Raw genomic sequence first — 10,200 nt, 5'->3', positions numbered from 1 at the left:
AAAACATGGCATCTATCGACAACTTTAGAATTGTGTCACCCAAGCATTTATTGGAACTGGACGCCACCACAGTGGGAATGTTGACGCTAGTATCATTTAAATGTGTGTCAGGATCCGATTGGGAAGTTGCGACCAAAAGACGGCATGTTGCCTATGAACGTTGAGACGCCTTTATAAATTTCCCAACAGGGGCCGGTTTTGATAATGCCGTCTGATGGCTGAGCAATTTGATTGACTGTTTTTGGTCCAGAGTGTGTAAAAACGCTTCGTCATAATTGAAGTTTGCGCATCTATGCGAAATCTGAAAACTATCGGCTGCTCAGCCGATCTGGATTTTGCGTAGAAGCGCGATTTTCAGTCCAACACTGGGCTCCAATCGCGCTGAAAAACGTTTTTACACAGCCTCGGCCGATAGCTGCCTGTCGCGAAGGGCTGCAGTCGAGACCCAATATAGGTAATCGGGAGTAACGAGCCGAAGCGCTCCTACCTAGGAAGCTACTTAGTAGAGAAAATTCCTGGCATTTTTACAGGTGCTTGTAAATGGCGGGGAATCTCAGGCTACAGAGAGGGCAAGTCTTACCCAGGCGTTAACCCAGATCGAAGAATGGCGTCATGTGTCAGTACGTAAAGAATACAGCCGAGCGAAATGGGTGTGACGTTGATTTCCCTCGACATGAGCAACGAGGTCCTCTGCGTCAGACCTAGTCTTGTGCCTAACTGTTCGAATGGGTAAGGGTCGTATCTGCCGTAAAATTTTTACGCTTTCTTTACGGTAGGTGTTTCTACTCGCAACGATACTGGCCGCGATTTTAGATCGTCCATGTGCCTTGCGTTTCCAATGGCCCTGGCAAATCGTATTGCCCAAGGATGGCATGCACTTCCTCCCCGCAATTTGAGAGAAGCGACCCTTCAGTGAAACAGTGACCAGTGCACATGCAGATTCCCAATCCAAAACGTCAGAAGTGGGCTTGCTCGTCGCCGCTGTCGGAGTGGTTTACGGGGACATTGGCACCAGCCCCCTCTACACGCTGAAAGAAGTATTTTCCGGCCACTACGGAGTTCAGGTAAATCACGACGGGGTGCTAGGCATTCTGTCGTTGATCTTTTGGTCACTGATCTGGGTGGTCTCGATCAAATACGTTCTGTTCATCCTGCGTGCCAACAATCAGGGCGAAGGCGGCATTATGGCGTTGACGGCGTTAGCCCGTCGCGCGGCAGCACCTTATCCGCACATGAGCAAGGTACTGGTACTGCTCGGCTTGTTCGGTGCGGCGCTTTTTTACGGGGACAGTATGATCACCCCGGCTATTTCGGTGCTTTCTGCGGTTGAAGGACTTCAGCTAGCGTTTGACGGAATCGAGCACTGGGTTGTGCCGTTGTCAGTGATTGTGTTGGTGGCACTGTTCTTGATACAGAAACATGGCACGGCTCGAATCGGCATCCTGTTTGGTCCGGTCATGGTGCTGTGGTTTGTGGTGTTAGGTGCGCTTGGGATTTACGGTATTTTGCAGCGCCCCGAAGTGCTGCAAGCACTCAATCCTGCTTGGGCGGTGCAGTTTTTCGTGGTTCATCCGGGTATGGGTGTGGCCATCTTGGGCGCTGTAGTGTTGGCATTGACCGGGGCGGAAGCGCTGTATGCCGATATGGGCCACTTTGGTCGCAAACCGATTTCTCGTGCATGGTTCATTTTGGTGTTGCCAGGGCTGGTACTCAATTATTTTGGCCAGGGTGCCTTGATCCTGGAGAACCCGGAGGCTGTGCGCAATCCGTTCTATCTGCTCGCGCCTGAATGGGCACTGTTACCGATGGTTGCGCTCTCCACACTGGCCACCATCATCGCTTCTCAAGCCGTGATCTCCGGTGCTTTCTCCCTGACTCACCAAGCTATCCAGCTGGGTTACGTCCCCCGCATGTTTATCCAGCACACCTCCAGCCAGGAGCAGGGGCAGATCTACATCGGCACGGTGAACTGGGCATTGATGGTTGGTGTCGTGCTGCTGGTGATTGGTTTCGAGTCGTCCAGTGCTTTGGCTGCAGCTTATGGCGTCGCTGTGACGGGAACCATGCTGATCACAACAATATTGTCCTCGGCTGTCGTCCTGCTTCTATGGAAAACGCCGCGCTGGTTGGCCATCCCGATGCTACTCGGATTTTTGCTGGTAGACGGTCTGTATTTCGCGGCCAATGCGCCGAAGATTTTTCAGGGCGGTGCGTTCCCGGTGATTGCCGGCATTGGTTTGTTCATTTTGATGACGACCTGGAAGCGGGGTAGGAAGATTGTTGTTGAGCGGTTGGATGAAACCGCGCTTCCGCTACCACTGTTCATAGCTAGCATCCGTACTCAGCCTCCCCATCGGGTGCAAGGTACGGCGGTGTTTCTTACGGCCAGGGCCGATGCTGTTCCTCATGCGCTGCTGCACAACCTGCTGCATAATCAGGTTTTGCATGAGCAAGTGGTATTGCTCACCGTGGTGTCTGAAGACAGCCCTCGCGTGAGTGCTGACCGACGGTTTGAGGTTGAAGCTTATGGTGAAGGCTTCTTCCGGGTCAGTCTGCACTTTGGTTTTATCGAGGAGCCCGACGTCCCCTTGGCCTTGAGTCTCTGTCACTTGGCTGAGCTGGATTTCAGTCCGATGCGCACGACCTATTTCCTCAGCCGAGAGACGGTGATCCCGACTAAGCGCATTGGGATGGCTCGTTGGCGAGAAAGTCTTTTCGCGTTTTTGCTCAAGAACGCCAATAGCAACCTGAAGTACTTCAAGTTGCCATTGAATCGAGTGATAGAGCTGGGCACACAGGTTGAGATGTAAAGAGTCATCGAGTATCCAGGGGGGCTCATGGGGCGGCGCGAGAAGGTCGAAGCTGCCGCACTGCCTGTGCAGCACCCCAAGAGTTCAATGCGGGCCATTCATGCTGGATGAGCCACGCGTCAGACGCTTGAGCGCGATGACCATAAGGCCCCCGGCAACCAGCATTCCCGTGAGAAAAAGCGGATAGGCAACCCACCAGGGGACGGCTGAGGTCATCATGCTGAACTCGGACATGCCACCAATGCTGGCGATCAGGTTGAGAGGCAGGAAGACCACATTGATCAGCGTCAGTTTGCGTAGCAGGTTGTTCATGGTGTTGTTCATCAAATTGCCGCGTGCATCGATCAAGCCGGCAAACACCCGGGAGTAGATTTCCGCCTGTTTGTTGCACTGGGTGTTCTCGATGATCAGATCGTCGATAAGCGCGATCGCCTCGACGCTGAAGTGCTCTTTTTCTGCATGGTTGCGCAGCCGTGTCAGGACAGCGCCATTGCTATGAATCGCGTTGATGTAATAGATCAGGCTTTCGCTGAGATTAAACATCTGGATCAGATGTCGATTTTCCATCGAGGAGTTGAACTTCTTCTGCAACTCACGAGCCACCATCTTGATCACCTTGAGGTGGCCCAAGTAGTGGTGCAGGTTGTTGAACAGCATGTCCAGCAGCACATCCAGCGGTGTGTGCAAGGGGTGCCGCTCCCCCAGTCCGCTCAACTGGGAATCGTCGGTCGCGATGACCAGCAAGCGTGTTTTAGAGAACAGTAAGCCGAACGACGAGACCTCGAAGGCCAGGCTTTCTCCGCCCGAGTAACTTTCCGGACGCTTCCAGATCAAGAACAGATTATCCGGGTGGAATTCGATGCGTGAGACTTCGTCAGGATCCAGTGCCGAAGCCAACGCGTGATCGTCCAGTTTGAAATCGCTGCGCAGTAGATCCCGTTCTGCGATATCGGGATTGCTGAACAACATCACGTCGGCATTGAGGTGTTCAACCGATACCAGCGCCCCATTGGCGAGTTGAAAACTCTTGATCACATCTGACCTCTGGCGTTATCGACTGAAGAAGTCAGTGTCTTGCAGGATGCGTGTCGGATCAAGCATTCACCACGCCTGGCCGCGACGTTTGAGTTCCAGGCGCCGGACGAATTCTTCCAGCACCAGTGAATACAAATCGTCCTGCAAGTAAGCGTCTTCGATGCCGGCGTCCATGTTCGGGTTGTCGTTGACCTCGATCACCACCACCTTATCGCCGGACTGCTTCAGGTCGACGCCGTACAAACCATCACCAATGAGGTTGGCGGTCTTCACCGCGAGTTCGACCACCGCTCGCGGGGCCTCGTGGACCGCCAAAGTCCGGCATTCCCCATTAATGTCCTGGCCCTTGGCTTTGTGATTGTAGATCTGCCAGTGACCTTTGGACATGAAGTACTGGCAGGCGAAAATCGGCTTGCGGTTGAGCACGCCGATGCGCCAGTCGTACTCGGTGTAAAAGAACTCCTGAGCTAGCAACAGCACCGAGTGTTCGAATAGCTCAGCGGTGGCTTCCAGCAGTGCTTGTTGGCTTTCGACCTTGATCACGCCACGGGAAAAACAACCATCGGGAATCTTCAGCACTAATGGAAAGCCGAGGCGCTCACCGACTCGCTCGAAGTCTTCCGGTCGTTCCTTGTAGAGAATCTCGGTGGCGGGCATACCCAATTGATGGCTTTTGAGTAGATCAGTCAGGTACACCTTGTTGGTACAGCGCAGGATTGAAGTGGGATCGTCCATCACCACCAGACCTTCGCTTTCCGCCTTCTTGGCGAAGCGGTAGGTATGATTATCCACGCTGGTGGTTTCGCGAATCAGCAGGGCGTCATACTCGGCGATTCGTGAATAGTCTTTCTTTTCGATCAGATCGACATCAATACCCAAGCTTTTGCCGACCCGGATAAAATTATCGAGTGCCTTGGCATTGGAAGGCGGCGGCGCTTCTTGCGGGTCATGCAAAATGGCCAGGTCGTAGCGGGCCACGCGTGGTGAACGTGGCATTCGCCATATCTTGCGGCTGAAACTGTCCAACGAGTTGGCAAATTGATCCTCTTGGTCTTCGCGTAACTTTTGCAAGACGCCAGACTTTATTCCCTCGATGCGCCAAGTATTGCTTTTACGGAACTCTACCAAGAGGATCGGACAAGGGAATATTTCGAAAATTTGCCGCGCCAGTTCTTGCAAGGGTTCAAGGTTGGTTTTACCGAAGTATAGAGTGAGCGTGAATCCTTCGGTATTACTATAAAGGTGGTTGTTCAGTGCTTTGTCGAGAGCCTTGTCCAGATCATCCAGTGCCAGGCCATACAGTGACTTTCGGGTAAGCTCGCTGATGGTTCGCACAGACGGAATAACTTTATGGCCGCGTGCTTCCGCCAGTAATGAACAGTAATACCCGTGTCCTAAGTACTTGTAGCTCCGACACAGATTAATAACCTGAACACGCTTGCCAGCTTCGCTTTCAAGGGGTTGCTCTAGATACTCCTGTGCACTCATAACATCCTCTGAGGGGAAATAAGAGGCCCAGTCTTCTTTGCGTTCAACAATAATAACTACCTGGCTAGACCTTCTAGGTGCACCCGGTAAATAAGTAAGGTTGGATATTGCCGCTAGCCGATTTTGCTCTGATACTTCACGCAAATCACCCTGTACTGCTGACATATGAGAAGGTCCGTTGGAGAACAAGTCCTTATCTATTAAGCACGATCTTTTAAGAAAGTCTCGTTTCGTTACGCAACTTTTACGGCGGCTATATGAACCTGGTATTTCGCAACGCTACACAAGATGATCTTAAGTCTCTGCTGGAACTGGAAAATCAGTGCTTTACCTGTGATCGGCTGACTCCGCGTAGTTTTCAGTGGATGATCAGCCGAGCCCATGCCAGCCTGATCGTTGCGCAAGCTGGGAGCCAACTGATGGGCTACTGCCTGGTCCTGTTTCACCGTGGCACCTCCCTGGCGCGTCTGTACTCAATCGCCATCGCCACCCACAGTCGTGGCCTCGGCCTTGGAAAACAGCTGTTGGATCAGGCGGAAGATTGTGCTCGCGCACACGACTGCGCCTACCTGCGACTGGAAGTCCGACCGGATAATCCCGTGGCTATCAGTCTTTATGAGCGCAATGGATACCGACGCTTCGCTGTGGTCCACAACTACTACGAAGACCATGTGCATGCGCTGCGTTTGGAGAAGCGCATTCTGCAACATCGGGAAAGCCGTGAATTCCAAGTGCCCTATTACCAACAGACCACTGAATTTACCTGCGGCCCGGCTTGCCTCTTGATGGCCATGAGGGCATTGCAACCCGATCGTTTAATCGAGCGTAGGGACGAACTGCAAATTTGGCGTGAAGCCACGACGGTGTTCATGACTTCGGGGCACGGCGGTTGCAGTCCCCAAGGGTTGGCGCTGGCGGCCTGGCGCCGAGGGTTTCGAGTACGCCTGCAAGTGAGTATTGCAGGTCCGCTATTTCTCGACGGCGTGCGCGACGAACATAAAAAGGAGGTTATTCGCTTGGTACACGAAGAGTTCTGCACGGAACTTCAGCAGAGTGATGTGGAGCAGGTCAGCAGCAACCAGCTGGATCTGGCTCTCACGCTGAAGGCCGGCGGTCAACCCTTGGTGCTGATCAGCAGCTACCGTCTGACTCGCTCGAAAGCCCCGCACTGGGTCATTGTCACTGACTACGATGAAGACTTCGTCTACCTACATGACCCGGACATAGATAACAGTCAGCACCGTCAGGCACTCGACTGCCAGCATCTTCCCGTCAGTCACAAGGCGTTCGATAAGATGTGTGCTTTCGGCGGCAATAAGCTGCGCGCCTCCGTGACGCTTTACGCACGCGAGCAGTCCAGCAGCGGAGTGCCAATTGCCTCCAGCACAGAAGCTTTGTGTTAATGGAACCTCGTATGCCGTGACTTTAAAGATTTTTACCTCCGTAAATCTATGCTCAAGGAATGAAGCGATACCCAACACCCGTTTCGGTGATGAGGTGTCGCGGCTGGGAAGGGTCTGTTTCGACTTTTTTACGCAGGCCGCCCATGAATACTCGAAGGTAAGGCGTATCGGTGGTGTGCGAAGGCCCCCACACAGCCTTGAGCAGTTGCTGATGCGTCAGGACCCGGTTCGGGTGTGAGCAAAGATGGACCAGCAGGCGGTACTCCAGCGGTGTCAAATGCAGAGGGGCGCCGGAGCGTTCCACGACACGGCGCTCCATATCAATCCGGACCTCGCCAAAGGCCAGAACAGCATGGTTCTCGGTATCTTTTACGTGTCTGCGTAGCATTGCGCGGACGCGAGCCAGCAGTTCTCCGGTGCCAAACGGTTTCACCAGATAGTCATCTGCGCCAGTGTCCAGGGCTAGGATTTTGTCCGACTCCGCACCACGGGCAGACAACACAATGATTGGCACCTCTGACCAACCCCGAACATTCCGAATAAGGTCAATACCGTCACCGTCGGGCAGTCCGAGGTCGAGCACGATCAGGTCGGGATGGCGTGTTCCTGCATCGATAAGGCCTCGGTGAAAGGTATCGGCTTCATGCACCTCCAGGCCTTCAGCTTGTAGGGCCATTCGCACGAAACGTCGTATTTCTTTCTCATCTTCAATGATCAGGACGTGTAGCACCGATTCGGTCATGGTTGCTCCTCGCCTGTTTGTTCAGCAAAGGGTTCAATGACTGGCGGCTCCTCACGGGGTAGACGCAACGTGAAGCGCGCACCGCCCTCTGGGCGTGTGACACCCAAAATGGTTCCTCCATGAGGCTGTGCGATGGCTCGACAGATAGCAAGGCCCAGCCCGACGCCGGGTATCGAGCTTTCCTTAATGCCGCGCATGAATTTGCTGAAGATCGCCTCTTCGTGACCGTGCGGTAACCCCGGTCCTTCGTCGGCGACCCACAACTCGATGTTGTCAGGCGTAGCCCTGGCCCCCAAGCCGATGGTGGTGCCTTGGGGCGTGTACTTGACGGCGTTCTCGATCAGGTTGATGAGGACGCGTTCGATCAGCATCGCGTCGATACGTACGGGAGGTAAATCATCGTCCAGAGCGACCTGCACCGAACGCCCGCCCAGGATCGGCTGGATGGCTCGCAGGGCACTGCCCACCACGTCCTCGATGGGTTGCCACTGCCGATTCAACACCACTTTGCCGGATTCGAGGCGCGCCATGTCCAGCAGGTTATTGACCAGCGTATTCATGCGCAGCGCTGATTCACCCACCGCCGTGGCAATCTCGGCGGCTTCGCCAGTCAGGGGCGGCTTGGTCAGCTTGAGCGCTTCGGCCAGCCCGACCATGACCGACAGCGGGGTTCGCAGGTCGTGGGAAATGGCCGACAGCAGCGAGTTGCGCAACCGTTCGGACTCCATTTGAACCGTCGTGTCCTGAGCCACGTGGATGTAGTGAATCCGTTCGAGCGAGATGGCCAGCAATGACGCACAGGTGTCGAGCAGGCGTCGCTGCTCCGGCACCACCAGCCGGGTGGTGTCGCGCGGTTGCACGGCCAACACTCCGCGCACCCGCATGGGCGCCGACAAGGGCAGGTAGAGCGTTGAACTGGAGGGTAGGGTGTCGGTGCCGTAGCCGGCCGGCTCGACTTTATCGAAGGACCACTGTGCAATGGCAAAGTCGACCTGGGGGGCATCTCCCGTCACCATCGGGGCTTGCAGCTTATTGTTATCGTCTGCCACTAGCAGTGCCGACCTTGCACTAAACTCGGCGGACAGAAAACGTGAACCAATTTCGGCGACCTGCTCGGTCATCAGCGCGGCCGACAACAGGCGCGACATGTCGTACAGCGCCCGCATGCGGTCTTCGCGCCGTTGCGCCACACGTGCCTGGTAGGTCAGGCCGGCGGTCATTTGTCCGATCACCAGAGCAACCACGAGCATGACGCTGAAGGTCACCAGGTACTGGATATCGGCGAAGGCGAACGAAAAACGCGGCGCCACAAAAAAGAAGTCAAAGGCGGCCACCGACAAAAAGGCTGCCAGAATCGCTGGACCGCGACCAAAGCGGACGGCGACGGCGACGACGGCCAGCAGGAACAGCATGACGATATTGGCCTGTTCCAGCACCTGAGCCAGAGGCAACGCCGCAAGGGTCGTCACCGCGCAGAGTGCCGCGCTCCAAATATAGGAGCGCCACATCACCGGAGTCTCGGTCTTCGTGGCACTGGGTTCGGTTTGTGTTCGCTGGTCGGTCGGAAGAGAGACTTGAATCACGTCCAGGTCAGCGCCCTGAGCACCAATTCGATCCGCGAGTACCCGCCGCCAGAAACGACGACGAGGGTGTTCGTCGCGGCCCAGAACAACTTTGGAGAGATTGTGCTGCCGTGCGTACTTGACCAGCGTTTCGGCGATGTCCTGACCGGCCAGGGTCGAGATCTGCGCCCCCATGTCCTGGGCCAGCTTCAGGGTCGCCAGAACGCGACGGCGCTTCGTGTCGGGCAGACGCTGCAAGGCGGGGGTCTCGACATACACGGCATGCCAGGGCACGTTGAGCTGAGCAGCCAGACGAGCTGTCGAACGTACGGTTTTTTCGCCTTTTTCATGCGGGCCGATGCAGGCGAGCAGCGAGTCGCGGGTGCCCCAGACGGGTTTGACGGCACTGCTGATGCGGTATTGCAGCATCTCGCTGTCGACACGGTCGGCGGTGCGGCGCAACGCCAATTCGCGCAAAGCGATTAGGTTGCCTTTGCGGAAGAAGTTCTGCACCGCACGTTCGGCCTGATGGGCCAGATAGACTTTGCCTTCCTTGAGGCGTTGCAGCAGGTCGTCCGGCGGCAAGTCAACAATCACCACTTCATCCGCCGTGTCGAACACATGGTCGGGCACGGTCTCCCAGACCCGGATGCCGGTAATGCCGCCGACGATGTCATTCAGGCTTTCCAGGTGCTGAACATTCATGGTGGACCAGACGTCGATACCGGCGCTGAGCAGCTCTTCTACGTCCTGCCAGCGTTTTGGATGGCGGGAACCGATGATGTTGGAGTGGGCCAGTTCGTCGATCAGGATCAGCTGCGGTTTGCGCAACTGGGCGGCGTCCAGATCGAACTCGGTCAGCGTGCGGTTCTTGTCGATGACCTGTTTGAGGGGCAGCACGTCCAGGCCCTTGGTCAGCGCCTGGGTTTCAGCGCGGCCATGGGTTTCGATGACGCCGATCAGTACATCGATGTGCTGTTGTTTTGCCGTTTGGGCGGCCGCCAGCATCGCGTAGGTCTTGCCGACACCGGCGCTGGCGCCGAAAAAAATCTTCAGCCGACCGCGGTTGGCTTGCGCTTCTTCTTCGCGAATCTGGGCCAGGAGCTGGTCCGGGTCTGGACGTTGTTCGGCCATCAGGTTCACCGTGTGTGAGTTGGCGC

Annotated in this window: 6 protein-coding genes; 2 read left to right on the top strand and 4 right to left on the bottom strand. The window is 55.5% G+C overall.

From position 1 onward, the window contains the following. The first annotated feature begins 920 nt into the window (after positions 1 to 920). Positions 921 to 2,810 (top strand): potassium transporter Kup, encoded by a 1,890-nt coding sequence (locus tag ACA047_RS17690; RefSeq protein WP_497351454.1) that lies wholly within the window; start codon positions 921 to 923, stop codon positions 2,808 to 2,810. An 84-nt stretch (positions 2,811 to 2,894) separates the two neighbouring features. Here ACA047_RS17690 and ACA047_RS17685 read toward each other — a convergent pair whose 3' ends face one another. Both ACA047_RS17685 and ACA047_RS17680 read right to left on the bottom strand, forming a co-directional pair. Next, positions 2,895 to 3,845, bottom strand: a complete 951-nt coding sequence (locus ACA047_RS17685; protein ID WP_497351452.1) for a magnesium transporter CorA family protein — start codon at positions 3,843 to 3,845, stop codon at positions 2,895 to 2,897. A 66-nt stretch (positions 3,846 to 3,911) separates the two neighbouring features. Next, positions 3,912 to 5,498 (bottom strand): RimK family ATP-grasp domain-containing protein, encoded by a 1,587-nt coding sequence (locus ACA047_RS17680; protein ID WP_497351450.1) that lies wholly within the window; start codon positions 5,496 to 5,498, stop codon positions 3,912 to 3,914. A 92-nt stretch (positions 5,499 to 5,590) separates the two neighbouring features. Here ACA047_RS17680 and rimI point away from each other — a divergent pair, with 92 nt between their 5' ends. Continuing rightward, positions 5,591 to 6,736, top strand: a complete 1,146-nt coding sequence (rimI, locus tag ACA047_RS17675) for a ribosomal protein S18-alanine N-acetyltransferase (RefSeq protein WP_497351448.1) — start codon at positions 5,591 to 5,593, stop codon at positions 6,734 to 6,736. 52 nt (positions 6,737 to 6,788) lie between these two features. Here rimI and ACA047_RS17670 read toward each other — a convergent pair whose 3' ends face one another. Together ACA047_RS17670 and kdpD are read right to left on the bottom strand one after the other, a co-directional pair. Continuing rightward, positions 6,789 to 7,478, bottom strand: coding sequence for a response regulator (locus ACA047_RS17670; protein WP_497351446.1), 690 nt, complete (start codon positions 7,476 to 7,478; stop codon positions 6,789 to 6,791). Further along, the gene (gene kdpD / locus ACA047_RS17665) at positions 7,475 to 10,174 is read right to left on the bottom strand and encodes a two-component system sensor histidine kinase KdpD (RefSeq protein ID WP_497351444.1); all 2,700 of its coding nucleotides are present in this window, start codon (positions 10,172 to 10,174) and stop codon (positions 7,475 to 7,477) included. Before kdpD ends, ACA047_RS17670 begins: the two co-directional genes overlap by 4 nt. Between the last annotated feature and the right edge of the window lie 26 nt (positions 10,175 to 10,200).

It is taken from the genome of Pseudomonas sp. LBUM1664, assembly GCF_059695895.1.
Note: the sequence above shows the minus strand (reverse complement) of the source record. Positions and strands in the feature narration are given on the sequence as shown.

Excerpts from the sequence above, each read along its gene's own strand:
- ACA047_RS17680 (WP_497351450.1), bottom strand. The coding sequence starts at position 5,498 with ATGTCAGCAGTACAGGGTGATTTGCGTGAAGTATCAGAGCAAAATCGG.
- rimI (WP_497351448.1), top strand. The coding sequence starts at position 5,591 with ATGAACCTGGTATTTCGCAACGCTACACAAGATGATCTTAAGTCTCTG.
- ACA047_RS17670 (WP_497351446.1), bottom strand. The coding sequence starts at position 7,478 with ATGACCGAATCGGTGCTACACGTCCTGATCATTGAAGATGAGAAAGAA.
- kdpD (WP_497351444.1), bottom strand. The coding sequence starts at position 10,174 with ATGGCCGAACAACGTCCAGACCCGGACCAGCTCCTGGCCCAGATTCGC.